The sequence below is a fragment of the Mycobacterium sp. 23 genome (assembly GCF_048287075.1).
GTDB classification, from domain to species: domain Bacteria; phylum Actinomycetota; class Actinomycetes; order Mycobacteriales; family Mycobacteriaceae; genus Mycobacterium; species Mycobacterium gordonae_B.
On sequence record NZ_JBLVUX010000005.1, the window covers coordinates 1,522,387 to 1,548,183 of the forward strand.

Consider the following 25,797-nt stretch of genomic DNA (forward strand, 5'->3'; position numbering starts at 1 on the left):
AACTCTCAGAGTCCCTGCGTTCCTGCTTTGCCGGGCGTGCCGGGTCCGCCCGAGCCACCGTTCACGCCGAGCGGAGAACCGCCGTTGCCGCCGCCGCCGCCGGAGCCACCGGAAGCGCCGCCGGAACCCGGGAAGTTGGTGCCGTTGCCGCCATTGCCGCCGTTGCCGGCGTTGCCGCCCTTACCCCCGTTGCCGCCAACACCGGTACCGGTCGCGTTACCAGCGTTGCCTCCTTCGTTGCCGTTGCCGCCCTGTCCGCCGTTTCCTCCGGTGGAGCCGGCTCCGCCGGTGCCGCCGGTGCCGCCGGTACCACCGACGCCGCCACCGCCGCCGTTCCCGACGCCGTCGGCATTGCCGCCGGTGCCCGCCCGCTGGCCTAGTCCACCGTTGCCGCCGTTGCCGCCCTTGCTGTTTCCGGCGCCGCCGTCACCTCCGGTGCCACCCATTCCTCCGGTGCCGCTGGCACCGCCGTTGCCGCCGCCGGTGGCGTTGCCACCGCCGCCGGAACCACCGCCCGTACCGCCGTCGCCACCATCAGCGGCGTCGCCGCTGCCGACGACGCCGATGGCTGAGCCACCCTTGCCACCGGTGCCGCCCGTGCCACCGGCACCGCCCACACCCGCGTTGCCCCCGCCGATGGCGGCGCCACCGACGCCTCCGTTTCCACCCATTCCGCCGGTACCGCCCTTGGTCGCGCCGTACTGCATGGTGCCATCGGTGCCGGTGCCGCCGGTGCCACCTTGACCTCCGACCCCGCCGGCACCGCCGGTGCCACCGTCGATCGCGACGCCGCCCTTGCCACCTATGCCGCCGGTGCCGCCGGGGCCACTGGTCAGACTTGTTGCGTCGCCACCGGTGCCGCCCGTGCCACCGGTGCCGCCGACGCCGCCGTTGCCCCCGCCGACGCCGCCGATACCCGCTCCACCCGCTCCGCCGTTCCCACCGTTGCCACCGGTTCCGGCAGGAACGAGCGGGATGGCGTTATTCAGTCCGGACGCTCCCGCGCCGCCGTTGCCGCCCATGCCGCCGACGCCGCCGGTGCCGTTGCTGCCGACAGATCCCGCTGTGCCGGCGCCGTTTCCGGCGGCTCCACCGACCCCGGCTGCGCCGCCCGCACCGCCGTTCGCACCATTGCCGCCGGCGTAGTACTGGATCGAGCTGCCGACGATCTGATAGAGGAAGCCGGCAGAACCGTGACCACCGACGCCACCGGCGCCACCATTGCCACCGACACCGCCGTTGCCGTTGGCGCCGCCGGCGCGGCTGATGCCGCCGGCCCCGCCGGAACCGCCGTCGCCGCCGGCACCGGCACTGACGCCGTTGTTCCCGTTACCCGGCTGGCTTAGCGCGGCCCCGGTAGCGCCGTCGCCGCCGACCCCGCCATTGCCGCCGGCGCCGCCGTTGCCCGCGGCACCGCCAAAGAAGCCGCCTAGGTTGTTACCGCCATTGCCACCAGTGCCGCCCTTGCCGCCCGGCGTGCTGAAACTCGTCGTCTGGCCGCCCAGGCCGCCGGTGCCACCGGCACCACCATTGCCACCGGTGCCGTTACTGCCATTGCTGCCGCCGATGCCGCCGGTGCCGGCGGCACCGCCGAAGCCGGCATCGCCGCCGTTGCCGCCTTGGCCGCCCTGTTTTCCAACCTGTCCGCCCGAGGCGTTGCCGGCATTGCCCGCCTGACCGCCGACGCCGCCATTGCCGCCCTGACCGCCGGTACCGTTGACCCCCGTCGACAGGCTGTTACCGCCGGCGCCACCGGTGCCGCCCTGACCGCCGTGGCCACCGTCGGTGCCCGCTGTGTCGGTTCCGCCGTTGGCGCCGCTGCCGCCCGCGCCGCCGGTGCCGCCGTCGCCGCCGTTACCCGCGGCCCCGCCGCCAAAGCCCAGGACATTGTTGCCACCGGCTCCGCCTGTGCCCCCCTTGCCGCCGTCCAGGCCCCTGATTGTGTCGCCCACGCCGCCGGTGCCGCCCTTGCCGCCGTTGCCGGCGATGCCGTTGCCACCGTTGCCGCCGCCGTTGCCGCCGGTCCCGGACGCCCCACCGACGCCGGAGTCGCCACCGGCCCCGCCGTTGGCGCCCGGCAGGCCAGCCTGAACGGATCCGGCGCCACCGTTGCCTCCGGTGCCACCATTTCCGCCGTTGCCGCCCTTGCCGCCCAAACCGTTGACTCCGCCATTGGTGGCGTTGCCGCCCGCGCCGCCGGTACCGCCGTTGCCGCCGATGCCGCCGTCGTAGCCCGGCTGGTTGACGGCGCCGCTCGGGCCGGTGCCGCCGGCGCCGCCGTTGCCACCGAGACCGCCGGCGCCACCGCCACCGCCGCCGAACCCGCCGACCGAGTCACCACCGCGCCCGCCGGCACCGCCGGCGCCGCCGTTGGTGCCACCGAACGGGTTCGTGGAGCCCGCGGCACCGTTGCCGCCAGCGCCTCCGGTGCCGCCTACGCCATTGAGGCCATTGGCGCCGCCGGAGCCGCCGGTGCCGACCGCACCGCCGGTGCCGGCGGCTCCGCCGTCTCCACCCTGGCCGCCGTTGGAGGCATTCTGGCCTGAGGTCGTACCCGCATTGCCACCGGTCCCGCCGACTCCGCCGTTACCGCCGGCGCCGCCGTTGCCGTTGTTCCCTCCGACCGCGCTGTTGTTGCCACCCGCACCGCCGGTGCCGCCCACGCCGCCGGTTCCGCCGGTGAAGCCGGCCTGGTTGAGGCCACCGTTCCCGCCTGCGCCACCGGCACCGCCGGTGCCGCCGGTGCCGCCCGCCCCGCCAGAACCGCCGCCGAAGCCGCCGCTGTTGGCACCGCCGACACCGCCGCTGCCGCCGTTGCCGCCGTTGGTGCCGCCCGCCGGGTTGGTGACACCCGCTGCGCCCTTGCCACCGTTGCCGCCGTTGCCGCCGGCGCCGTTGTTGCCGTTGCTGCCGCCGCTGCCGCCGGTTCCTGCCGCGCCACCGGTTCCTGACTTACCCCCAGTGCCGCCGGTACCACCGGAGGAGCCGTTCTGCCCGGAGGTGGTGCCGGCGTCGCCGCCGGTCCCGCCATTGCCGCCGTTGCCGCCGGTGCCGCCGTTGCCGTTGGCGCCGCCCACCGCGAGGCTCTGGCCGCCCGCGCCACCCTTTCCGCCGTCGCCGCCGGTGCCCCCGGTGCCGCCGTTCTGGTTCAGCAAACCGGTGGTCCCGGCGCCGCCGACCCCCCCGGTCCCGCCGGTGCCCCCGGAACCAGCAGTGCCGCCGCCGTAGCCTCCGATGTTGGAGCCGCCGGCACCGCCCTGGCCCCCGTTGCCGCCCTTGGCCGGACCGCTCACCGTCTGGCCGCCCGTGCCGCCCGTCCCGCCCGTGCCGCCGTTGCCGCCGGCGCCGTTGAGGCCGTTGCTACCGCCGGTCCCCCCTGCTCCGGCCGCGCCGCCGGTGCCTGCGTTACCGCCGTCGCCTCCGGCGCCACCGTTCGCACCGTTCTGCCCGACACCGGCACCGCCGGCGCCGCCGCTGCCACCGCTGCCGCCGCTGCCGCCCGCGCCGCCGTTGCCGTTGAAGCCACCAACCGCGCTGTTGCCGCCGACGCCGCCTGTGCCGCCGGCCCCGCCTTTGCCGCCGCCCAGGCCGTTCAGGTTGTTTCCACCATTAGCGCCGGCGCCCCCGGCACCGCCGGTTCCGCCGATTCCGCCGTTGCCGCCAACGCCGACATTGCCGGTCTTGCCGCCGCCACCGCCGGTGCCGACGGCGCCGGCGGCGCCGGCTGCGCCGCCCTGACCTCCAGCGCCACCGGCGCCACCGTCGTTGCTGGCCGATCCGGTGCCGCCGAAGCCGCCCTGGCCGCCTCGGCCGCCCTTGCCACCGTTGCCGCCGCTGCCGTTGACGCCGCCCGCGGTGGTACTGCCACCCTGGCCGCCTTCGCCGCCGCCGCCACCGCCGCCGCCGGTGCCGCCGACGTTGCCAGGGACGCCGTTGATGCCGGTGGTGCCGATGCTGCCGTTGCCACCATTGCCGCCGTCACCGCCGACGCCACCCGTGCCTGCGGTACCGATGGAACCGCCGCTGCCTCCTGAGCCCGCGGCTCCGCCGGCACCGGCGGCGCCGCCGAAGCCGCCCGTGCCGCCCTTGCCACCGTTGCCGCTGAAGCCGACACCGTTGCCGCCGTCGCCGCCGGTACCGCCCTTGCCCCCGGTGCCGCCAGTGCCGCCGCTGCCGTTCGCGCCGCCGGCGCCGCTGCTACCACCGACGCCACCCTTGCCGCCGGCGCCGCCGGCGTGGCCCTGGTTGCCCTGGTTGCCGGCGCTGCCCGTCGTACCCAGGCCGCCGTCACCACCATTGCCGCCCTGGCCACCCTTGCCGCCGTTGCCGAAGCTCCCGGTGCCGCCGCCGGCGCCACCGGAGCCGCTCGCGCCGCCGGCCCCGGCGTTGCCGCCGGCGCCGCCCTGACCGCCCTCGCCACCGTCGACGGCCAGGCCCAGGCCAGTTCCGCCCTGGCCACCCTGACCGCCCTCGCCGCCGTCGCCACCGACGCCGCCGACGCCGTTGTTGCCGCCGGCGCCGCTGTTGCCGCCCGCACCGCCCTTACCCCCGGCACCGCCGGCGTGTCCGAGGAAGCCCTTGGCGCCGGGGTCCCCGGTGGTCCCGATGTCGCCGTCGCCGCCGGTGCCACCGGCACCGCCCTTCCCGCCATTGCCAAAGTTTCCGGTGCCGCCGTTGCCGCCCCCGGTGCCGCTGGCCCCACCGGCTCCGGCGTTGCCGCCCGCACCGCCGTCGCCGCCTTTACCACCATCGACGTCATATCCGACGCCGGTGCCACCTTTGCCGCCGGCGCCGCCGTCACCGCCGCTGCCACCTGCGCCGCCGGCGCCGTTGGTGCCGCCGGCGACCGTGTTGCCGCCCGCGCCGCCCTTGCCGCCGGCGCCGCCCGCGAATCCTGTCGAACCATTGGTTCCGCCGCCGGTGCCGTTGCGGCCCACGTCACCGTTGCCACCGCTGCCACCGGCGCCACCTGCACCACCGTTGCCGGCGACTCCGCTGTTACCGCCGGTGCCGCCCACACCGGCAGCGCCGGCCGCGCCGGCATTGCCGCCCACACCACCGTCGCCGCCCGCGCCGCCGGCCAGACCGTAGCCGACGCCGGTGCCGCCGTTGCCGCCGCTACCGCCGGCGCCGCCGCTGCCCGCGTTGCCGCCACTGCCGTTGATGCCACCGGCACCGCTGGACCCGCCGGCACCACCGTTACCGCCCGCCCCACCGGCGAAACCGGTGCCGCCCTTTCCGCCCACAGAACCGGCGGCGCCGTTGTCGCCGTTACCCCCGAGGCCACCCTGGCCGCCGTTGCCGCCATTGCCGGCATTCGCCGTCAGCGTGCCGCCGCCGCCGAGCCCATTGGTCCCGTCCAAACCGCCCGTGCCTGCGGCACCACCGCCGCCGCCGTCACCACCGGCGCCGCCCGCCTTGCCGAAGTTGAGCCCGGACCCGCCGGCGCCGCCTGCGCCGCCGTCACCACCGTTGCCGCCGGCGCCTCCCTTGCCGAAGGTTCCGCCGGCGCTGTTCCCGCCGGTGCCGCCCTGGCCTCCCACGCCGCCCGCGAATCCGGTGCCGCCCTTGGCGCCGACCCCGCCAACCGCGCCAACGTCGCCCTTGCCGCCGGTGCCGCCCTGACCACCGGTGCCGCCGTTGCCGGCCACTCCGTTGCCGCCGCCGGTCCCGCCGCTGCCTGCCTGACCGCCGGTGCCGGCATTGCCGCCGGCACCACCGGTGCCGCCGGTGCCGCCCGCCACCTGAAAGCCGACGCCGGACCCGCCGGTGCCACCGGTGCCACCGGTACCGCCGTGGCCGCCGGCACCGCCCGTGCCGTTGACGCCCCCGGCAAAGGTGCTGCCGCCAGCGCCACCGTTACCGCCGGCACCGCCCGCGAGCCCGGTGAGTCCTTTGCTGCCGGCGAGGACCGTACCGGTGTTGGCGCCGGCGTCGCCGCCGGTGCCACCCTGCCCGCCGGTACCACCTGCTCCCGCCGCGCCGGCGCCTCCGCCGGTGCCGCCGGCTCCGGCGGACCCGCCAGTGCCGGCCTGGCCCCCGGCGCCGCCGGTGCCGCCCTTACCGCCGGCCACGCCCAATCCCGCACCGGAACCGCCGGCGCCACCCTTACCGCCCGTCCCGCCTTGTCCACCCTGACCACCGGTGCCATTGACACCACCAGCGCCGGAGCCGCCGCCGGCACCGCCACTACCTCCCTGGCCACCCGCGAAACCCGTGCCGCCGGTGTTGGCGCCGGGGGCAGCGTTGCTGCCGACGTCGCCGGCCCCACCCGAGCCGCCCTGACCGCCGGCACCGCCGGTACCCGCAGCACCCACGCCACCACCGAGACCACCGGCGCCGGCCTGACCGCCCGCGCCCGCCTGACCACCGGCGCCGCCGGTGCCACCCTTGCCGCCGGCCACGCCGAGGCCGACCCCGGACCCACCGGTGCCACCCTGACCACCCGTGCCGCCCTGACCACCCTGACCGCCGATGCCATTGACACCACCAGCGCCGGAGCCGCCGCCGGCACCGCCACTACCGCCCTGGCCACCCGCGAAACCCGTGCCGCCGGTGTTGGTGCCCGGCGCGGCGTTGCTGCCGATGTCGCCGGCCCCACCCGAGCCGCCCTGACCGCCCGTACCGCCGGTACCCGCGGCGCCCGTCCCGCCGCCGAGGCCGCCGGTGCCGGCCTGGCCGCCGGTGCCGGCTTGGCCACCGGCGCCACCGGTACCACCGGCGCCACCCACCACACCGAGACCGACGCCCGATCCACCGGCGCCGCCTTGACCGCCGACACCACCCTGGCCGCCGCTGCCGCCGGTGCCGTTGACACCGCCGGCGCCGGTATCGCCGCCGGCGCCGCCGGCCCCTCCAACGCCACCTGCGAAGCCGGTGCCGCCGACATTGGTCCCGGGTGCGGCGTTGCCGCCGCTGTCACCGGCGCCACCCGCACCGCCCGTGCCGCCCGTACCGCCGGTGCCCGAGGCGCCCACGCCGCCGCCGGCACCACCTGTGCCGGCCTGGCCGCCACCGCCTGCGTGACCGCCGGCACCACCGGTACCGCCCGCACCGCCCTGAACCCCGAGGCCGACGCCGGAGCCACCAGCGCCGCCCTGACCGCCCACACCGCCCTGGCCACCCTGACCTCCGGTGCCGTTGACACCGCCGGCGCCCGTGCCGCCGCCGTCACCACCGAGGCCACCCTGACCACCGGCGTAGCCGGTGCCCCCGGTGTTGGTACCGGGACCAGCGTCGATACCCACGTCACCCGCGCCACCCGCGCCACCCTGGCCGCCGCGACCACCGAGGCCCGCGGCCCCGGCAGTGCTGCCGGCACCACCGATCCCGGCCTGACCGCCGGCGCCGCCCTTACCACCTTGACCGCCGTCGTCGGCGTGGCCGACACCGGACGCGCCCGCGCCGCCAGTGCCGCCGGTGCCGCCCTGGCCACCCTGGCCGCCGGCGCCGCTGCTGCCGCCCGCGAAGCTGCTGCCCCCGGCGCCACCGGCGCCGCCGTGGCCACCCGCGTAACCGGTGTTGCCGATACCGCCGTTGACTCCATAGACACCGGCTGTGCCGGCGTCTCCGGTGCCACCCGTGCCGCCCTGGCCACCCTGGCCGCCCTGGCCCACGCCGCCGGTAGCGCCCGCGGCGCCGAAGAGCCCGCCCGCACCGCCCGCGCCCGCGCCACCACCGTGGCCGCCAACGCCACCGGTGCCCCCCGTCCCGCCGTCGGCCCCCAGGCCGACACCGGAAGCACCGGCACCGCCCTGTCCGCCCACACCGCCCAGGCCACCGGCCCCGCCGGCACCGCCTTGCCCGAACAGCGAAGTGTTCGCGCCGCCGGCGCCACCCAAGCCGCCGGATCCACCCGCAGCGCCGGTGCCACCCTGGCCGCCGGCGCTGCCAGTGGCCCCGATACCACCGGCGCCGCCGACGCCACCCGCACCGCCTGCGCCGGCCGCACCGAACAGTCCGTTGCTGCCACCGACTCCCCCGGCTCCCCCGGTGCCACCGACCAGGCCGGGCGCACCGGCCCCGCCGGCACCACCGACCCCACCGGAGCCGCCGGCGCCGGTGAGCATGCCTCCGGCACCGCCGATGCCGCCGGTACCACCGGCCTGGCCGGCGGCGCCTACGCCGCCCGTCCCGCCGACGCCTCCGTTGCCGAACAGGCCCGCGGCACCGCCGGCGCCGCCGGGTCCGGCCGCGGTTGTTGCGGTGCCGGCCACACCAGATCCGCCAGCGCCGCCATTACCCCACAGCAGGCCCCCAGCCCCGCCGTTCTGTCCCGTCCCCGCGGCCCCGTTCGCCCCGTCACCGATCAAAGGCCGGCCCAGCAGCAACTGAGTGGGAGCGTTCACGATGCCGAGCACGTCCTGCTGCACGATCTGCAACACGTTGGCGGACTCGGCCGACGCATACGACGACGCAGCCGCGTCGAGGACCTGAGCGAACCGGTCGTGAAACGCCGTCGCTTGCGCGGCGATGCCCTGATAGTCGTGGGCGTGGCTACCGAACAGGGCGGCGATCGCCGCCGAAACCTCATCCTGAGCCGCGGGCAGTAGCTGCGTCGTCGCGAACGCGGCCGCGTTGTTGGCAGCCCGGATCGCCGCACCGATGCCGTCCAGGTTCGCGGCCGCCGCCGCGGTCACCTCTGGACCTGCGACCAAATATGACATCAGCCGGCCCCTAACGTCGCCCGAAAATTTCCCGTTGATGACAGCGTGGCAATCGTCATCGTGGGCATAGGGTACGGCAGAATTCAGCAATTCAGTACAAAATGCATATCTTTTTCCGACAATTTCGTTGCGCACGTCACCACGACGGCCGGCACGAACTCGCAGCGCGCCTCCGGCACTGAGAGCAATCACTCCATCCGCGGCCGACCCCTCGGTATAGATCAGGGGCTGTGAGCTGCATTTTTACGGTATTTCAGCGTGGCAAATCCTGCCTCACCGCGCCGCCGGTGACGGCACCGTAACGCGAGTTCGCTGCCGCGCGGCAGTCCAATTAAGATCAGTTAAATTCAAAATTGACCGGTGGTCATAAATTGCCAAGGCGTCAATGTAAAGCGTTTGTACAATAGCGCCAGTCGACCGGCCGCGGATAAACGCTTGTCGAAACTGGACAATATTGTCGTCATTGTCGCGCATTTTGCGAACTGGTGTCAGGACGTTTCCCGAATCGGCGACCGTTCGACGGCTTGGTCAGCCCCGCACACGGCCACGCCGGCACTCGAGTTCCTCGTCCTACCCGGCCTGCGAGAGCCCCGACTCGTGCAGGCTCACCAGCTGCCGCGCGACGTCGACCAACTTCGTATGGGTTTCCTGCGACACCTTCAGCAGCATCCGGAACGCGTGCAGCCCGTCGACACCGTTGCGCTGCATCAACAAACCTTTGGCCTGCCCGATGATGTCCCGGCTGTCCAACGCCTGCTGGAACCGAGCTTCGGCATTCAGCCGGGCGAGCGCGACCGACGCGTGTTGGGCCAGCACCTCTCCGACGAGGACGGATTCGTCGTCGAAAACGTCGGCCTCGCCGCCATAGAGATTGAGGGCGCCCAGGCTCCCGCGGTGGACGAAGAGCCGGAACGACAGCAGGCTTCGCACACCGCAATGCATGGCTGCATCGGCGAAGTATGGCCACCGACCGTCGGTGGCCAGGTCGTCGATCCTGACCGTGTGCCCTTCCCGCATCGCGCTCAGACAGGGCCCCTCATCCAGCTCGGACTGCAGCTGATCCAAGAGCGCCACGACCCGATCGGTGGGAACCCGTGACTCAACCCGATCCCCTTGGATCAGAGATATCCCCGCCCAACGTGCACCCGGCACGATCTGCACAGAACTGCGGACGATCTCCTGCAACACTGTCTCGGGGTCACTCTGCCCCTCTAGCTCCACTGCCAGGGTGCCGAGCAGATGCGCCAGGTCATCCGCGGAAGAAGGCGGTGTGCCCATGCTGCTCTCCCGTCCCTCAGTCCATTAACGTCGCAGCGATTGTCGCGCCGAGGTTCCAGCAGGCCTCGAGGTCGGCCTTCGAGGGCCTGCCTGACACCACCACGTGATCCGCCGCTTTCTCCCAGCCCAGGCCGGCGGTGATGCCGTCCACGGCCCGCTGCGCTCCCTCGCTGCCCTCATTGCCGTGGATATAGAGGCCGAACGGCCTTCCCCGGCCGGCGTCGAGCAGCTGGTAGTAGGACTCGTCGAAGGCGTGCTTGAGGGCACCACTGATGTAGCCCAGGTTCGCCGGTGTCCCGAGCAGATACCCGTCGGCCTCCAGCATCTCCACCGGCGAGACGGTCAGAGCCGGTCGCCGCACCACCTCCACACCCTCGATCTCAGGTGCGGTGGCCCCGGCCAGCACCGCCTCGAACATCTCCTGGCAGTGCGGCGACGGCGTGTGATGGACGATCAACAGCTTGCTCACTGTTGCGCCTCCAACTGGACCGCCGCCTTCATCGCTTCGCGGGCCCGACGGCGATCTCCCGCATAGTCGTAAGCTCGCGCCAGCCGGTACCAGCGGCGCCAATTTTCCGGGTCGTGCTCCAGTTCGCTACGCACGGTCTGGAACAACGCGTCGGCGGCATCGCGCTCGATGCGGCCGGAGGCCCGCCGCGGCAGGGTACTGACGTCGAGTTCCATTCCCTCGTCGGCGATGAGTCGGGCCAGCTTCTGGTGGGCGAATCCCGCGCGCAGTGTCGCGATCATCGCCCAGAGTCCGAGGAACGGCATGATCAGCAGCGCCAACCCCAAGCCCACGGCGGCCGGCCGCCCGGAACCCACCATCACCAGGGCTATCCGGCCGAGCAGGACGAAGTACACCAGCATCGCCACGCAGAGGAAGGCGATCAGCAGCTGGATGCGCACGGTCTTCGTCATTGCAAGTTGAGCAGTGGCTCTATTCCAATGGTCAGTCCGGGCCGCTCCGTTACGCGGCGCACCGCGAGCAGCACGCCGGGCACGAAGGACGTGCGGTCGAGGCTGTCGTGGCGGATGGTCAGGGTCTCGCCTTCGGTGCCGAACAGCACCTCCTGATGCGCGACCAGGCCGGCCAACCGCACCGCGTGCACCGGGATGCCGTCGACGTCGGCACCGCGTGCGCCGGGCAGGCTGGTGCTGGTGGCATCGGGGTTGGGCGGCAGGCCTTTTCGAGCCTCGGCGATGAGCTTGGCGGTGCGGGTCGCGGTGCCCGACGGCGCGTCGGCCTTGTGCGGGTGATGCAGTTCGATGACCTCGATCGAGTCGAAGAAGGGCGCCGCCTGCTTGGCGAAATGCATGGACAACACCGCGCCGATGGCGAAGTTCGGTGCGATCAGCACGGACGTTCCGGGCTTGTCGGCGAGCCAGGACTCGACCTGTTCGATACGCTCGCCGGTGAATCCGGTGGTGCCCACGACGGCATGAATTCCGTTGTCGATCAAGAACTTCAGATTGTCCATCACGACGTCGGGATGGGTGAAGTCGATGACCGCCTCGGTGTCGCCGTCGGTCAACAGGCTCAGCGCGTCGCCCTGGTCGACTTGTGCCGAGAGGGTCAGATCGTCGGCGGCCTCGACCGCCCGCACCATCGTCGCCCCGACTTTGCCTTTTGCTCCCAGTACGCCTACCCGCATGGGTCGAAGCCTACTGGGCGGGCGACTCCCCTCAGACTCGTGGCGCTCCGACCGGCCGGTGCCCTTGAGCAGCCAGCCAGGCGCGGGCACGGCCGCGTTTGCGTTCCTCCGAAAACCGAAAGTAGCGCTGCAGTTCGTCCGGCCATCGCGACAACACGTCCTTGAACCGCCGGAACGCGCCTTTGCCCGAAATTGCGATGTCCAGGCGGTCGGCGATCGCGGGGTCGTCGATCGTGGCGATGAACAATTCCATGTCGCGGTAACCGTGGTGGGATCCTTCGACGGGCACCTGCAGCCAACGGTCTGGGTCGTCGAGGTCATCGTCGCAGAGGCCGGCCTCTTCGAAGTCGATTGATTCTGGCCAACCCACGCCGGTGTCGAGGTCGATCCAACCGCCACCTTCCGTGGGATCCCCTTCGAGCAGTTCTGCCACCTCTTCCAAGTCAATTTTCAGCGGGCGAAGCATAGGCGTCGGACCGTGGCCCAGTGCTGCGGAGAGTTGATCGGCCAACTCTTCGTCACCTTGCCAGTCCCGGGTCCTAAGTGCCGTCTCGCATTCGGCGGCGAGTTCGGCCGCTTCCGGTGCGTGCTGGTCGAGCGCGACGAGTAATCCGTCGCCGGCCATCTGCAGCACGTCGTTGATCGGCCGTCCGCGGAGCGCTTCGACGATGCCGTTTGCGTCACGCCGGTAGCAGGCTCCGCGGAGCTCCTGGACATCGCCCTTATCCCACTGATCCACGAGGTAACGGTAGCGAGCGACGGAGTTATCCCAAGTTGGAGTTTTGTCCACAAGTACGTTGGTCGGCTCGGACGAACGTCACTCCCTGCCAATAGAATTCGAACATGAGTGCGATAACGGCGCCGGCGGATGTGGTTGCCGCCTTCGACGCACTCGATGCCGCCGTCGCCGCACTCAGCGAACTTCACTACCCCTCCCTGAATCCCGTGATACGCGCCCGCGCCCTCGAACGCCTCGAAACCGGCGCGCGCCGCCAAGCCGTGATCAGCCACGACATCATCCACAGCCTGGCCAGCGAGGACCCCGCCGACATCGGCGGTCCCGCCCACCAGGTCATCGCCGACTGGTGCCGCATCAGCTACGCCGAAGCGCGCCGCCGCATCCGCGACGCCGCCCAGCTCGCTCCCCGCACCACCCTCACCGGCGAACACCTGCCTCCCGAATTACCCGCCACAGCCGAGCAATGGCGTGCGGGCATGCTCGATGCCCAGCACCTGCGCGTCATTCAGACCTTCGTGCGCGACCTGCCCGCCGACACCCCGGTCCCCGTCGTTGAGCACGCTGAACACCTGTTGGCCCAGCACGCCTCCCGGCTACGCCCCGACCAGCTCGACAAAGCCGCCAAACGCGCCGCCGTCCTGATCAACCCCGACGGCAAGTTCTCCGACCGCGACCGCGCCCGCCAACGCAGCTTCACCTTCAAACCTCAACGCGCCGACGGAATGAGCGAAGCCACCCTGATCGCCACCCCCGAACTCCGCGCTCAAATCGAGGCCTGGCTGGCCCACTTCGCCGCCCCCGGTGCGTGCATCCCCGATAACCCGTCACCGGATGCCACCGACGAATCAGTAGCCTCCGATACCCGCACCCATGGCCAACGCCAACACGATGCCCTCAACTTTCTGCTGCGCCGCCAACTCGGCGACCCCTCCCTCGGCCAGCACCACGGGCTGCCGGTCACCGTCGTCGTCACCACCACGCTGCAGGAACTGACCGCGGCCGCCGGCCATGGCGTCACCGCCAGCGGCACCGTGATCCCGATGCGGGAACTGATCGCCATGGCTGCCCACGCCGTCCACTATCTGGCCGTTTTCGACGGACACTCCAACCGGCCCCTCTACCTCGGGCGCGCCCGCCGCATCGCCTCCCCCGACCAACGGCTGGCCCTGTTCGCCGCCGAACGGGGTTGCACGTGCCCCGGCTGCGACGTGCCCGCCGACAAGTGCGAAGTCCACCACATCAACGAGTGGTCCACCGGCGGAGCCACCGACATCACCAACCTCACCCTAGCGTGCCCACCCAACCACAAACTGATCGGAAATGGCTGGGCCACAACCAAACTCCCCAACCACCGCACCGCGTGGTTTCCACCGGAACGCTTCGACCGCGGCGGACCCCGCACCAACGACTACCACCACCCCGAACGCCTCCTCGACGACAACGACGACGAACGGGCCGGGCCGTAGGGATGCGGCGAGACGTGGCACACCGGCGCCTCTCTAGGCTGGGATGGTCGAGAAGCCGGTGCGAGAAAGCAGAGGTGCGCGCGTGAGATCCAGCGAAATCCGGATCCGCGAGGCCAAGCCGAAGGATTACGCCAGGGTCGCGGCGATGCACTATCCGGTGTGGCGGCGGTCCTGGCAAGGAATCGTGGCCGCCCATGTCCTGGACATGATCAGCACGCCGAAAACGTGGGTCGACACGTTTTACCCGACGACGCTCAAGCGGGGCGGCTGGCAGATGCTGATGGCCGAGGCACGGGGTCAGCTGCTGGGGATGGCGCTGTTCGGGCCGGACCTGTCCAACCCCAAACACATTCAGATCGACGCGCTCTACATTCTCGACGACAACCAACGGCACGGCATCGGCGGCATGCTGCTGAACAAGGTGCTACGCACCTACCCGGACAACGACATAATCCTGTGGGCCGCCGACAAGAACGAAAAAGCTCGCAACTTCTACGAGAAGCACGGCTTCAAACTCGACGAGCGCACCTACGTGTGGAAGCCGCTGCCTGGTGTGACTGTGCCCCACGTGGGTTACCGCCTCTACCGCTCGGCTGCCGAAGAGCCGCCCGAACAGGCGGCGGCACCGGCTGAGGCACCGGCGAGCATTCCCGCCGTGGCTTCACTGATCACGCCGGCGCCACAGCCGGTGGCAACCTCGCCGGTCAAGCCCTACCCGATCGAAATACCCCAGGCCCAACTCGACGATCTGCGCCACCGTCTCAGCACGGCCCGCTGGCCCGCCGAGATCGCGGGAGCCGAATGGGCATACGGTACCGAACAAGCGTTTCTCAGAAACGTCATCGATCACTGGCTCCACCGCTATGACTGGCGCGCGACCGAAGCCGAAGTCAACGCCGCCGGTTCGTTCGTCACCGAGGCGGCCGGGCAGCGGGTGCACTTCCTGCATGCCCGTTCAGAGCACAACAACGCCATTCCACTTGTCATCACGCACGGTTGGCCGGGTTCGGTGGTGGAGTTCCTCGATGTACTTCCGTTGCTGCGGAATCGGTTTCATGTGGTCCTGGTGTCGATGCCGGGTTACGGCTTCTCCGGTCCCACAAAAGAGCGCGGGGTCGACGTCGCGAAAGTCGCCGCGGCCGTCGCCGACCTGATGGCCCAACTGGGATACGACCGCTTCCTCGCGCAGGGCGGGGACTGGGGCGCCCTGGTCACCCGCCATCTCGGTGAGCACTATCCGCAGCATGCCGTCGCGATCCACACCAACATGCTGTTCGCCCCGCCGGACCAGAACGACGCGCAATTGCTGGCTGATGTCAGCGAATCCGAGTGGGCGGCAATGGCGGCCGGGGTGGAACGAATCAAAGACGGCACCGGGTACATGGAAATCCAGTCCACACGGCCACATTCGCTGGGCTTCGGCCTGGACGACTCACCGCTGGGCCTGGCCGGCTGGATACTCGAGAAGTTTCACGCCTGGTGCGACATCAGGGAAGGCATGCCGATCAGCATCGATCGGCTGATCGACAACCTGATGTTCTACTGGCTCACCGGCACCGCCACCTCGGCGGCGCGCCTGTATTGCGAATCCTCGCGGGCGGGTACCGGCCCACTCAGCGACTGGACCGGCCGCGTCGACGTCCCGACCGGTTACGCCGTCTATCCGGGCGAGATGCTGCAGACGCCGCGCGCGTGGGCCGCAGCGCGATACAACCTGGTTCATCACGCCGTTCACGACCGCGGCGGCCATTTCGCCGCCTTCGAGCAGCCCGAGTTGTTCGCCGCCGACCTGACCACCTACGCCGATGTGCTGGTCGAGAAAGGTGTGTTCTAGCGGTCGATCACCAACCGGCCGCCGGCGGAGCGGGAAACGCAGATCAGCATCTCGTCGTCACCTTCGGCGGTGCGGCCGCGCCGGTCCACTTGTCCGGCAAGCACTTTGACCTTGCAGGTGCCGCAGAAACCCTGCTGGCAGGAGTAGGCCGTCGTCGGCTCGCGGTCGAGCATGACCTCGAGCGCCGAGCGATTGCCCGGCACACTGAGCACCTGACGCGAACGCGCCAACTCCAGCTCGAAGGGAACTCCATCGACGATCGGGGGCGGGCTGAACCGCTCGTAATGCAAGGGCGCGTTGGCGTGCTGATCACGGGCCACCCGCACCGCCTCCAGCATCGCGGCCGGCCCGCACACATACACCGCGGTGCTCGGACCGGCGCCGGCCAACAGGTCACCCACCGAGGCGATCCCGCCGCGTTCGTCGTCGGCCCACACGGTGACCCGCTCGGGCCCCACCGCAAGCACTTCGTCCAGCAGCGGCATGTATTCCCGGCTGCGACCGGCGTACACCGCTCGCCAATCAACGCCGCGCTGAGCCGCGACGCGCATCATCGGCAGGATGGGCGTCACTCCGATGCCGCCGATCACGAACAACACGTCACGCTCCGACGTTCCGAGATAGAACGCGTTGCGGGGTCCTTCGAACAACAGTGTGTCGCCGACATTGAAGGCGTCGTGCATCTCGATCGACCCGCCGCCCCCGTCGGCGATGCGGCGCACCGCGATGCGGTAGTCGGTCCGGCGCCCCGGCGGTCCGCACAGCGAGTACTGCCGCCGGCGCCCCGAGGGCAGCTGCACGTCGATGTGCCCGCCCGGCGTCCAGGACGGCAGCAACCCGCCGTCCGGGTCGGCCAGCGTCAAGGCGACCACATCAGGAGCGACCAGCGCCCGTTCGATGACCCTGGCGCGGTGCGTGCGCGGCACCGGCGTCACCCGCGACGGCTTCCACCGCGACGCCGCGGACAGCCCGCCCATCACGGTGCGTATCCCCCACAACACCGTGAAGAAGCGGTCGTGGTCACGACGGCCATAGAGGTCGGCGGGCCTACTCGTCCAAATGCTGTCCGGCACAGTCATTCCTACTGCTGCCGGATGTCCAGACGGGCCAGCAATCGGATGGCCGACGGGCTGATGCGCCGCATCGCATACCCGAGCCTGGACTCCGGGGCGACGGGCAGCACCGCGGGTCCGGTCCGGACGGCTTTGACGATCGCCTTCGCGGTGGCCTCCGGGGTGTAGTTGCGCCGCCGGTAGGCGGCGTCCGCCTTGGCCCGGGCCTGCTCCTGCTGCTGCGCCGACATGCCGGCGTAGACGGTGTTCCTGGCGATATTGGTGTTGACGAAACCCGGGCACACGGCGGTGACGGTGATGCCCTCGTCGGCAAGGTCGGCGCGTAGCGCCTCGCTGAATCCCAGCACCGCTGCTTTCGTCGTGCTGTACGCCACCATCGACTTCGACGGCAGGAACGCCGCAGCCGACGACAGGTTGATGATTGTCCCGCCCTCACCGCGCGTCACCATCTGGGCGCCGAAGGCCCGGCTTCCGGTGATGACGCCGCGGACGTTCACCGCCATGATGTCGTCCCAGTGCCGCGGCGACGTCTCCAGGAACCGGCCGGCCATCCCGATGCCGGCGTTGTTCACCAGGATGTCCACCACGCCGTGCTCCTTATACACTTGCGCGGCAAGGTCATTCATCATGTCCTCGTCGGTGACGTCGGCCCGATACACGGCCGCCTGTGCACCGGCCGCACGAACGGCATCGGCCGTCTCATCGGCAGCGCCCGGGTCGCGGTCGACGATCACGACCTTGGCCGCGCCGTTGCGGGCCAATTCCACCGCGGTCGCGCGACCGATGCCGGAACCCGCCCCGGTGACCAGCGCCAGCTTGCCGCCCACCTCGCGCGGACCCCTACGCAGCTCGGATTCCGGCAAGCCACCGACGACCTGGTCGATCCACTCGCCGGTCAGGCGCGCGATTACGTCCGGCCTCGACGTCACCACCCAGTGCCCACCCTGAATCGGGACGACTCTGCCCGTCGGCGGAATCGCGCCGACATACCGCTGCAGGGCCGGCGTGATGAAGAGGTCCTTGCCGGGAATCAGCACCTGCACCGGAACCGTGGTCTGCGGGACCTCGACACCCGGTGAAACCAGTGGTGCGGGCAGGTTTTCGCGATACAGGTTCAAACCATTCACGTAGTCGTCGATGGCGCGCGGCGACTTGGTACGGCGGCTCAGCGTGCTCGACCGGCCGAACCGTTCCAGCCCTTCGACGACTTTCACCCCGAGCCGGGACCGGAAGAACAGCTCCGGCACCGCGGGACTCAGGAAGAACCCGACATACAACGACGAACTCGCCTGCCGGACCACGTGACTGAGCTCCCGCGGAGTGCGCGCCGAGCGCACGAACTGACCGATGTGCCGTACGTGGGGGCCCGAAATCGAGGTGAAGGACGCGATTCTGGCCATCGCCGTTGCGTCGGTGACCGCCGACCACGCCTGAACAGAGCCCCAGTCATGGGCCAGCAGATGTACCTGCTCGACGCCCAGGCTGTCGATCACGGCGCCGACGTCGTCGACCAACTGCTCCAGAAGGTAGCCGGATCTGTCTGCCGGAGAGGATGATTCACCCGCACCACGCACGTCATAGGCGACGACGTTGTAGCGGTTCGCGAGCAGTTCGGCCACCCCGTCCCAGACGTGGTGGTTGTCCGGGTAGCCGTGGATGGCCAGCACGGTCGGGCGCGCCGGGTCGATGTCGGTGTAGCGGTGTACGGCCAGCGTGACACCGTCAGATGCGTTGACAGCAAACATGTTTCAGTGCGAAGCCCGAGCGGCGGGCGACACCGCGAGGTAGTCGACGGCCCGCTCCAGTCCACCCAGCTCGGACGGGTGGAAACCCGGCCGATAATAGGAACCGACCACCCCGATCAACCGCAGCGGCCCCGGCACCAGGCCGCGGCGTGCGGCCCGCAGGAAGTCGCGCCAGCGCGCCTTGGTGCCGGGCGGCACGCACGGGTCCACCGAGAACATGAACCGCACCCCGCGAATCCACAACAGCGTGAGCACCGGCGTCACCGCCAGCTGTGCCCGGACCTGCCGCCAGTATCCGGCCCGCAGGTGCCGCATGGTGTCGAAGGCGACGGCCTTGTGCTCCACCTCTTCGGCTCCGTGCCAGCGCAGCATGTCCAGCATCACCGGGTGCGTGCCGACCGCGTCCAGCGCCGGCGAGTCCAGGATCCACTCGCCCAGCACGGCGGTGTAGTGCTCGATCGCGGAGATGAACGCAACCTGCTCCAGCAACCAGCTGTGCTGCCGACGCACGCTGCGCTGTGGCCTCTCCCCTAGCAGTTTCCCGAACAGCCACCGCACCTGGTCGGTGAACGGCGTCAGATCGATGCCTTGGGCGTCGAAGTGGGCCAGCACTCCGGAGTGCGCCTGGGAGTGCATCGCCTCCTGGCCGATGAATCCCTGCACGTCGAGGCGCAGTTGATCGTCCTTGATCAGCGGCAGCGTCTTCTTGAACACGTCGACGAAGAACTCCTCACCCGCGGGCAACAGCAGGTGCAGGACGTTGAGGACGTGGGTGGCCATCGGCTGGCCGGGCACGTAGTGAAAAGGCAGGTCCGCCCAGTCGAACGCGACGTTGCGCGCTTCGAGAACCAGACGTTCGTGGTCGGTGGCGTCCGACTGTCTGGAATGCGGTCCCACCGCCCGATCGTCAACTGTGCTCATCACGGCCCCCTTGCCTCGAGTGGCAAGTGTACTGAAACACCCCAAGTATGCGATACCCGCGGTACTACCTTTTCTCGGCGCGCTGCTTGAGGCGCCCCAACGTCAGTTCGATGTTTTTGGTGTTTTGGGCCTTCCGGTCGGCGACCCCGGTGATCCTGCCGGCTACTTTGCGCAGCCAACCGGGCCGGCGATCCCAGGTGCTCTCGGTGACCCGGCAACCGCCGTCGGCCGCGGCGATGTCGTACTGCCAGCGGGCGATCGGAAGTGCCGCCGAGCGCACGTCGAAGGCGAAGACCCGGCCCGGCTCGGCGTCGGTGACCGTGCATTTCGTGGTCCAACGTTTGCCGCCGTTCTCGTTGCGGCCGACGAACACCGCGCCCTTGGCCACCGCGTCGCCCTTGCGCAACTCCATCGACACCGCCTCTTCGGCCAGCGCTGCCAGCGTGGGCAGGTCGGTGATCAGGCCATACACCGCCTCGGGGCTGGCGTCGATCTGGACTGTGGCGGTCGCGGATGGCTCACTCATGGGCCGATCATAGCCAGCCGCCACCCGATCAATCGCGACGTTTGAGTTGGCTTGGAAGATCGCATGGGACGTGCGGGCGTGCCGAAGTTTCTACACACTAGAGGTCATGCGCATCGGCATTCCGACCGAGACCAAGAACAACGAATTCCGGGTGGCCATCACCCCGGCCGGAGTCGCCGACCTGGCTCAGCACGGTCATGAAGTGCTGGTGCAGGCCGGCGCCGGCGAGGGTTCGGCGATCACCGATGCCGAGTTCAAGGCGGCCGGTGCCGCGCTCGCCGACACCGCCGCACAGGCGTGGGCCGCCGAGTTGGTGCTCAAGGTCAAGGAACCGATGCCCGCCGAGTACGGCTACCTGCGGTCCGGGCAGACCCTGTTCACCTATCTGCACCTGGCCGCCTCGCGATCGTGCACCGACGCGCTGCTCGCCTCCGGGGCCACGTCGATCGCCTACGAGACGGTCCAGACCGCCGACGGCGGCCTGCCGCTGCTGGCTCCGATGAGTGAGGTGGCCGGCCGCCTCTCCGCCCAGGTCGGCGCCTATCACCTGATGCGGACCCAGGGCGGACGCGGCGCACTGATGGGTGGGGTGCCCGGCGTCAAACCCGCCGACGTCGTGGTGATCGGCGGCGGCACCGCCGGCTACAACGCCGCCCGCATCGCCAGCGGCATGGGCGCCTCCGTCATGGTGCTGGACGTCAACCTCAACAAGCTCCGACTGCTGGACGCGGAGTTCGCCGGCCGCATCGGCACCCGCTACTCGTCGGCCTACGAGTTGGAGGGCGCCGTTTTGCGGGCCGACCTGGTCATCGGCGCGGTGCTCGTCCCGGGCGCGAAGGCACCCAGCCTCATTCCGAATTCTCTTGTGGCACGGATGAAGCCAGGGGCAGTGCTGGTGGACATCTCCATCGACCAGGGCGGCTGCTTCGAGGACTCCCGGCCGACCACCCACGACGAACCGACGTTCGCGGTGCACGACACCCTGTTCTACTGTGTGGCCAATATGCCGAGCGCGGTACCCAAGACCTCGACCTACGCGCTGACCATCGCCACCATGCCGTATGTGCGCAAGTTGGCCGATCGGGGCTGGCGGGCGGCGTGCCGTTCGGATCCGGCTCTCGCCAAAGGTCTTTCGACACACGCCGGCGCGCTGCTGGCCGACCACGTGGCCGAGGACCTCGGCCTGCCGTTCACCGATCCGGCCGGCGTGCTGGCGGGTTAGCGAACAGGTCAGCGGATATACGGCGCCAGGGCGGTGACGATGTCGGCCGCCGGCCCGCCGCGGGCTTCCCGGTAGGCCTCGCCCGCCCACAGGTTCGTGCCGTGCGGGTCCTCCATCTCGATCGCGGCCGCCCGGATCGGCTTGGTCATCTGGTTGACTTCCGGATACCCAAGGGGCGCAACGTGATCGAGCAGGCGGGTGAAGTTGTTGGCCAGGCCACGCGCGTAGCGGCCGGAGAACGCCCGGGTGACGACGGTCGAGTCGAACTCCGGGTTCTTCAACGCGACCCGGTAAGCCGAGTGCGTGCCGGCCTCGTCGGAAAGCAACAGCGCGGTACCCACCTGCGCTGCCACCGCTCCCCGGCGCAGCACCGCCGCGATCTGTTCGACGGTGCCCAACCCGCCGGCCGCGATCAGCGGCACATCGTGCGCGCTGCCGATCCGGTCCAGCAACTGGTGCAGCGACTCCGAGCCGGGCTCCATGTCCGGTGCGAACGTCCCCCGGTGCCCACCGGCGGCGGGTCCCTGTACCACCAGGTTGTCCGCCCCCGCCGCGATGGCGATCCCGGCCTCATAGGCCGACGTCACCGTGACCGACACCAGCAGCCCCTGCGCGCTCAGCATCCTGATCACATCCGGCGGCGGAGCACCGAAGGTGAAGGACACCATCTCCGGCCGCACATCGGCGACGACCTCGAGCTTGCGTCGCCAATCGTCGTCGTCGCCGTGCACCGGGTGACCCACTTCGACGCGGTAGTGGTCGGCGACCTCTTCGAGGTCCTCCGCGTAGTACTCCAGCTGCACCCAGTCGGCGACGCTGGGCTGGGGCACGAAGAGGTTGACCCCGATCGGTCCGGTGGTGGCGGCGCGCGCTTTGGCGATGTCGTCGGCAAACTGCTCGGCGCTCAGGTAGCCGCCGGCAACCATGCCCAGTCCGCCGGCGTTGGACACTGCCGCGGCCAGCGCCGGCGTGCCCGGGCCGCCGGCCATCGGCGCACCCACGATGGGCGCGGCAATGTCCCAGAAACCCAAAACCATCGGGTTAACTTACCATCGCTCGAAGTTGTTGGGGCAGCGATCGTTTCGCGCTGTACGGGCCAAGGACGGCGGCGCCGTAGCGCTTGTTCAGCAGGCGCCGGGCCACCGCGTTGACCTCGTCGAGGGTGACCCGCTCGATCTGACGCAGGGTGTGCTCGATGGTGCGGTGGGTGCCGTAGTTCAGTTCGCTGCGCCCGATCCTGCTCATCCGGGAGCCGGAATCCTCCAGGCCCAGCACCAGCCCGCCACGCAGCGACCCCTTGGCGATCCGGCATTCGTCCTCGGTGATGCCGTCGCGGGCCACCGACTCCAGCACCGCGGTGGTGATCTTCATGACGTCGGCAAAGCGTTCGGGCAGGCACGCCGCGTATACCGACATCGCGCCGCTGTCGGCGAAGATGTCCAGCGAGGAGTAAACCGAGTACGCCAAGCCCCGTGCCTCGCGGATCTCCTGGAACAACCGTGAGCTCAGCCCGCCGCCCAGCGCCGTGTGCAGCACCGACATCGCCCAGCGGTGCTCCCAGCCGCGCCCCGGTGTGCGCACGCCCAGCGACACATGCGTCTGCTCGGCATCTCGATTGACCAGCACCAGACCCGGGTCGCCGGCCACCCGGCCGGCACCCTTGCGCGGCGCCACCGGGCGACGCCCGCGAACCAGGCGGGCCGCGAAGTGCTCGCGCGTCAACCCGACCACCTCGTCGTGGTCGACGTTGCCGGCCACCGCCACGACCATCCGCTCCGGCGTGTACCGGCGCAGATGGAACGAGTGCAGCTGGGCCCGCGACATCGCCGAAACCGATTGCACGCTGCCGATCACCGGGCGTCCCACCGGGTGGTCGCCGAACATCGCCGTCATGAACATGTCGGCCAGCGCATCCTCGGGGTCGTCGTCGCGCATCGCGATCTCCTCGAGGACCACGTCGCGTTCCAGTTCGACGTCGTCGACGGCGCACCGGCCATTGAGCACCACATCGGCGACCAGATCCAGGGCCAGCGCCAGATCGGTGTCCAGCACATGCGCGTAGTAGCAGGTGTGTTCCTTGGAGGTGAAGGCGTTGAGCTCACCGCCGACGGCGTCCATCGCCTGCGCGATGTCTACCGCCGTTCGAGTCGGGGTCGACTTGAACAGCAGATGCTCGAGGAAGTGCGCCGCACCGGCCACCGTGGTGCCCTCGTCGCGGGATCCCACCCCGACCCAGACACCGACGGATGCCGAACGCACCGCGGGCAGGTACTCAGTGACGACCCGCAGACCACCGGGCAGCGTGGTGCGACGCACGCCCTCCTTATACGGGGCCAGGGCGCCCCCGGTGTCAGCTGCTGACCGTCGCGGCATCGGCTGCTGGCGCTGCTCCGGGGTCGGCGGGGGCGGCACCCGAGCTGTCGTCGTCCGTCAGGACCAACGAGATCTTGCCCCGCTTGTCGATGTCGGCGATCTCCACGCGCAGCTTGTCGCCGACGTTGACCACGTCCTCGACCTTCGCGATGCGCTTGCCCTTGCCCAGCTTGGAGATGTGGACCAGGCCGTCCCGGCCGGGCAGCAGTGACACGAACGCACCGAAATCGGTTGTCTTGACCACGGTTCCGAGGAACCGCTCCCCGACCGTCGGCAGCTGCGGGTTCGCGATCGCGTTGATGCGGTCGATCGCGGCCTGCGCGGACGGACCGTCGGTGGCGCCGACGAACACGGTGCCGTCGTCCTCGATGGAGATCTGCGCGCCGGTTTCCTCGGTGATCGCGTTGATGACCTTGCCCTTGGGCCCGATGACCTCGCCGATCTTGTCCACCGGCACCTTGATGGTGGTGACCCGGGGGGCGTACGGGCTCATCTCGTCGGGCCGGTCGATGGCCTCGGCCATCACCTCGAGAATGGTCAGCCGGGCGTCTTTGGCCTGCGCGAGAGCGGCGGCCAGCACCTTCGAAGGAATACCGTCGAGCTTGGTGTCGAGCTGCAGGGCGGTGACGATGTCCTTGGTGCCGGCGCACTTGAAGTCCATGTCGCCGAACGCGTCCTCGGCGCCGAGGATGTCGGTCAGGGTGACGTAGCGGGTTTCGCCGTCTACATCGTCGGAGACCAGGCCCATCGCAATACCCGCCACCGGAGCCTTGAGCGGCACCCCGGCGTTGAGCAGCGCCAGCGTCGACGCGCACACCGAGCCCATCGACGTCGAACCGTTGGAGCCCAGAGCTTCCGACACCTGCCGGATCGCGTACGGGAACTCCTCGACGCTGGGCAGCACCGGAATCAGGGCGCGCTCGGCCAGGGCGCCGTGCCCGATCTCACGCCGCTTGGGCGAGCCGACCCGGCCGGTCTCGCCGGTGGAGAACGGCGGGAAGTTGTAGTGGTGCATGTAGCGCTTGGACGTCTCGGGTCCGAGCGAGTCGATCTGCTGGGCCATCTTGACCATGTCCAGGGTGGTCACACCCAGAATCTGGGTCTCGCCGCGCTCGAACAGCGCGCTGCCGTGCGCCCGCGGCACCACGGAAACCTCGGCCGACAACGCGCGGATGTCGGTGGTGCCACGGCCGTCGATGCGGAAGTGGTCGGTGAGGATGCGCTGGCGCACCAGCTTCTTGGTCAGCGAGCGGAACGCGGCGCCGATCTCCTTCTCGCGGCCCTCGTAGGTGCCGGCCAGCCGCTCGACGACCTGGGTCTTGATCTCGTCGGTCCGCTTGTCGCGCTCGGCCTTGCCGCCGATGGACAGCGCCTCGGTCAGCTCGTCGGTGGCCACCGACGCCACCGAGTAATAGACGTCGTCCTCGTAATCGGGGAACGTCGGGTACTCGCGCGTGTCTTTCGCGGCCGCGTCGGCCAGCTCCTGCTGCGCGGTGCACAGCGCGGCGATGAACGGCTTTGCCGCCTCCAGGCCCTCGGCGACGACGGTCTCGGTCGGCGCCTGGGCGCCGCCCTCGACGAGCTCGATGACCTTGTCGGTGGCCTCGGCCTCGACCATCATGATCGCGACGTCACCGTCGACCTTGCGGCCGGCCACCACCATGTCGAACACGGCCCGCTCGAGCTGCTCGACGGTGGGGAACGCGACCCAGGTGCCGTCGATCAGCGCCACCCGGACGGCGCCGACCGGCCCGGAGAACGGCAGGCCGGAGATCTGGGTGGACGCCGACGCGGCGTTGATCGCCACGACGTCGTACAGGTCGTTGGGGTCCAGGCTCAGGACCGTCACGACGACCTGGATCTCATTGCGCAGGCCGTCGACGAAGGACGGGCGCAGCGGCCGGTCGATCAGCCGGCAGGTCAGAATCGCGTCGGTGGAGGGCCGGCCCTCGCGACGGAAGAACGATCCCGGGATGCGTCCCGCGGCGTACATCCGCTCTTCGACATCGATGGTCAGCGGGAAGAAGTCGAAATGCTCCTTCGGGCTCTTGCTGGCGGTGGTCGCCGACAGCAGCATGTTCTCTTCGTCTAGGTAGGCGACCACCGAGCCGGCGGCCTGCAATGCGAGGCGTCCGGTCTCGAACCGGATGGTGCGGGTGCCGAAGCTCCCGTTGTCGATGGTGGCGGTTGACTCGAAGACGCCTTCTTCGATTTCAGTCGCAGACATAACGTCAGTGCGGCCTCTCTGGTTATTCAGCTGTTTCGCGGGTGCATGCGCGAGCAAACCAGGGAGCAGTGT

16 protein-coding genes are annotated in these 25,797 nt (G+C 70.5%); 3 read left to right on the forward strand and 13 right to left on the reverse strand.

What is annotated here, in order from left to right; translation table 11 throughout:
* Positions 1-5: 5 nt before the first annotated feature.
* The 6 genes from ACNQS7_RS08085 to ACNQS7_RS08110 form a co-directional block, all read right to left on the reverse strand.
* Positions 6-8,666, reverse strand: a complete 8,661-nt coding sequence (locus tag ACNQS7_RS08085) for a PE family protein (protein WP_418012152.1) — start codon at positions 8,664-8,666, stop codon at positions 6-8.
* 570 nt (positions 8,667-9,236) lie between these two features.
* Positions 9,237-9,944, reverse strand: coding sequence for an ANTAR domain-containing protein (locus tag ACNQS7_RS08090; RefSeq protein ID WP_418012153.1), 708 nt, complete (start codon positions 9,942-9,944; stop codon positions 9,237-9,239).
* 16 nt (positions 9,945-9,960) lie between these two features.
* Positions 9,961-10,413: a flavodoxin family protein gene (locus ACNQS7_RS08095; protein WP_418012154.1), complete on the reverse strand. Its 453-nt coding sequence runs from the start codon at positions 10,411-10,413 to the stop codon at positions 9,961-9,963.
* A complete protein-coding gene (locus ACNQS7_RS08100) occupies positions 10,410-10,865 on the reverse strand; it encodes a hypothetical protein (RefSeq protein ID WP_418012155.1) in 456 nt (151 codons plus the stop codon). The genes ACNQS7_RS08095 and ACNQS7_RS08100 overlap by 4 nt, the downstream gene beginning before the upstream one ends.
* Complete coding sequence (dapB, locus tag ACNQS7_RS08105) at positions 10,862-11,599, reverse strand: 4-hydroxy-tetrahydrodipicolinate reductase (protein WP_418012156.1); 738 nt, start codon at positions 11,597-11,599, stop codon at positions 10,862-10,864. The genes ACNQS7_RS08100 and dapB overlap by 4 nt, the downstream gene beginning before the upstream one ends.
* 31 nt (positions 11,600-11,630) lie before the next feature.
* Positions 11,631-12,338, reverse strand: coding sequence for a UPF0158 family protein (locus ACNQS7_RS08110; protein WP_418012157.1), 708 nt, complete (start codon positions 12,336-12,338; stop codon positions 11,631-11,633).
* Positions 12,339-12,442: 104 nt separating this feature from the next.
* Here ACNQS7_RS08110 and ACNQS7_RS08115 point away from each other — a divergent pair, with 104 nt between their 5' ends.
* Both ACNQS7_RS08115 and ACNQS7_RS08120 read left to right on the forward strand, forming a co-directional pair.
* Positions 12,443-13,804, forward strand: a complete 1,362-nt coding sequence (locus ACNQS7_RS08115) for an HNH endonuclease signature motif containing protein (RefSeq protein ID WP_418012158.1) — start codon at positions 12,443-12,445, stop codon at positions 13,802-13,804.
* An 82-nt stretch (positions 13,805-13,886) separates the two neighbouring features.
* On the forward strand, positions 13,887-15,638 hold the full coding sequence (locus ACNQS7_RS08120) for an alpha/beta fold hydrolase (protein ID WP_418012159.1): 1,752 nt from the start codon (positions 13,887-13,889) through the stop codon (positions 15,636-15,638).
* Here the strand turns inward: ACNQS7_RS08120 and ACNQS7_RS08125 are convergent.
* The 4 genes from ACNQS7_RS08125 to ACNQS7_RS08140 all read right to left on the reverse strand — a co-directional run bounded on the left by ACNQS7_RS08125 (position 15,635) and on the right by ACNQS7_RS08140 (position 19,903).
* Positions 15,635-16,717: a PDR/VanB family oxidoreductase gene (locus ACNQS7_RS08125; RefSeq protein ID WP_418012160.1), complete on the reverse strand. Its 1,083-nt coding sequence runs from the start codon at positions 16,715-16,717 to the stop codon at positions 15,635-15,637. The genes ACNQS7_RS08120 and ACNQS7_RS08125 overlap by 4 nt on opposite strands.
* Positions 16,718-16,719: 2 nt before the next feature.
* Entirely contained in the window at positions 16,720-18,456 is a 1,737-nt protein-coding gene (locus ACNQS7_RS08130; protein WP_418012161.1) for an SDR family oxidoreductase, read from the reverse strand.
* Positions 18,457-18,459: 3 nt separating this feature from the next.
* Positions 18,460-19,377 carry a metal-dependent hydrolase gene (locus tag ACNQS7_RS08135; RefSeq protein WP_418012162.1) on the reverse strand — a complete coding sequence of 306 codons (918 nt, stop codon included), beginning with the start codon at positions 19,375-19,377 and terminating at the stop codon, positions 18,460-18,462.
* 64 nt (positions 19,378-19,441) lie between these two features.
* Positions 19,442-19,903 carry an SRPBCC family protein gene (locus tag ACNQS7_RS08140; RefSeq protein ID WP_418012163.1) on the reverse strand — a complete coding sequence of 154 codons (462 nt, stop codon included), beginning with the start codon at positions 19,901-19,903 and terminating at the stop codon, positions 19,442-19,444.
* A 106-nt stretch (positions 19,904-20,009) separates the two neighbouring features.
* On the opposite strand from ACNQS7_RS08140, the gene ald reads away from it, so the two are divergent.
* On the forward strand, positions 20,010-21,125 hold the full coding sequence (ald, locus tag ACNQS7_RS08145) for an alanine dehydrogenase (RefSeq protein ID WP_418012164.1): 1,116 nt from the start codon (positions 20,010-20,012) through the stop codon (positions 21,123-21,125).
* 8 nt (positions 21,126-21,133) lie between these two features.
* On the opposite strand, the gene ACNQS7_RS08150 is transcribed toward ald, so the two are convergent.
* The 3 genes from ACNQS7_RS08150 to ACNQS7_RS08160 are packed head-to-tail and all read right to left on the reverse strand — an operon-like array spanning position 21,134 to position 25,725.
* On the reverse strand, positions 21,134-22,162 hold the full coding sequence (locus ACNQS7_RS08150; protein ID WP_418012165.1) for a nitronate monooxygenase: 1,029 nt from the start codon (positions 22,160-22,162) through the stop codon (positions 21,134-21,136).
* A 4-nt stretch (positions 22,163-22,166) separates the two neighbouring features.
* Complete coding sequence (locus tag ACNQS7_RS08155) at positions 22,167-23,498, reverse strand: M16 family metallopeptidase (RefSeq protein WP_418012166.1); 1,332 nt, start codon at positions 23,496-23,498, stop codon at positions 22,167-22,169.
* Positions 23,476-25,725 carry a polyribonucleotide nucleotidyltransferase gene (locus ACNQS7_RS08160; RefSeq protein ID WP_418012167.1) on the reverse strand — a complete coding sequence of 750 codons (2,250 nt, stop codon included), beginning with the start codon at positions 25,723-25,725 and terminating at the stop codon, positions 23,476-23,478. Before ACNQS7_RS08160 ends, ACNQS7_RS08155 begins: the two co-directional genes overlap by 23 nt.
* Between the last annotated feature and the right edge of the window lie 72 nt (positions 25,726-25,797).

Bases quoted from the DNA above. Each gene is read 5' to 3' on its own strand.
- ACNQS7_RS08155 (WP_418012166.1), bottom strand. From the start codon at position 23,498: ATGCCGCGACGGTCAGCAGCTGACACCGGGGGCGCCCTGGCCCCGTAT.
- ACNQS7_RS08125 (WP_418012160.1), bottom strand. From the start codon at position 16,717: ATGACTGTGCCGGACAGCATTTGGACGAGTAGGCCCGCCGACCTCTAT.
- ACNQS7_RS08150 (WP_418012165.1), bottom strand. From the start codon at position 22,162: ATGGTTTTGGGTTTCTGGGACATTGCCGCGCCCATCGTGGGTGCGCCG.
- ACNQS7_RS08085 (WP_418012152.1), bottom strand. From the start codon at position 8,666: ATGTCATATTTGGTCGCAGGTCCAGAGGTGACCGCGGCGGCGGCCGCG.
- ACNQS7_RS08115 (WP_418012158.1), top strand. From the start codon at position 12,443: ATGAGTGCGATAACGGCGCCGGCGGATGTGGTTGCCGCCTTCGACGCA.
- ACNQS7_RS08140 (WP_418012163.1), bottom strand. From the start codon at position 19,903: ATGAGTGAGCCATCCGCGACCGCCACAGTCCAGATCGACGCCAGCCCC.
- ACNQS7_RS08090 (WP_418012153.1), bottom strand. From the start codon at position 9,944: ATGGGCACACCGCCTTCTTCCGCGGATGACCTGGCGCATCTGCTCGGC.
- dapB (WP_418012156.1), bottom strand. From the start codon at position 11,599: ATGCGGGTAGGCGTACTGGGAGCAAAAGGCAAAGTCGGGGCGACGATG.
- ACNQS7_RS08160 (WP_418012167.1), bottom strand. From the start codon at position 25,725: ATGTCTGCGACTGAAATCGAAGAAGGCGTCTTCGAGTCAACCGCCACC.
- ald (WP_418012164.1), top strand. From the start codon at position 20,010: ATGCGCATCGGCATTCCGACCGAGACCAAGAACAACGAATTCCGGGTG.
- ACNQS7_RS08100 (WP_418012155.1), bottom strand. From the start codon at position 10,865: ATGACGAAGACCGTGCGCATCCAGCTGCTGATCGCCTTCCTCTGCGTG.
- ACNQS7_RS08130 (WP_418012161.1), bottom strand. From the start codon at position 18,456: ATGTTTGCTGTCAACGCATCTGACGGTGTCACGCTGGCCGTACACCGC.
- ACNQS7_RS08135 (WP_418012162.1), bottom strand. From the start codon at position 19,377: ATGAGCACAGTTGACGATCGGGCGGTGGGACCGCATTCCAGACAGTCG.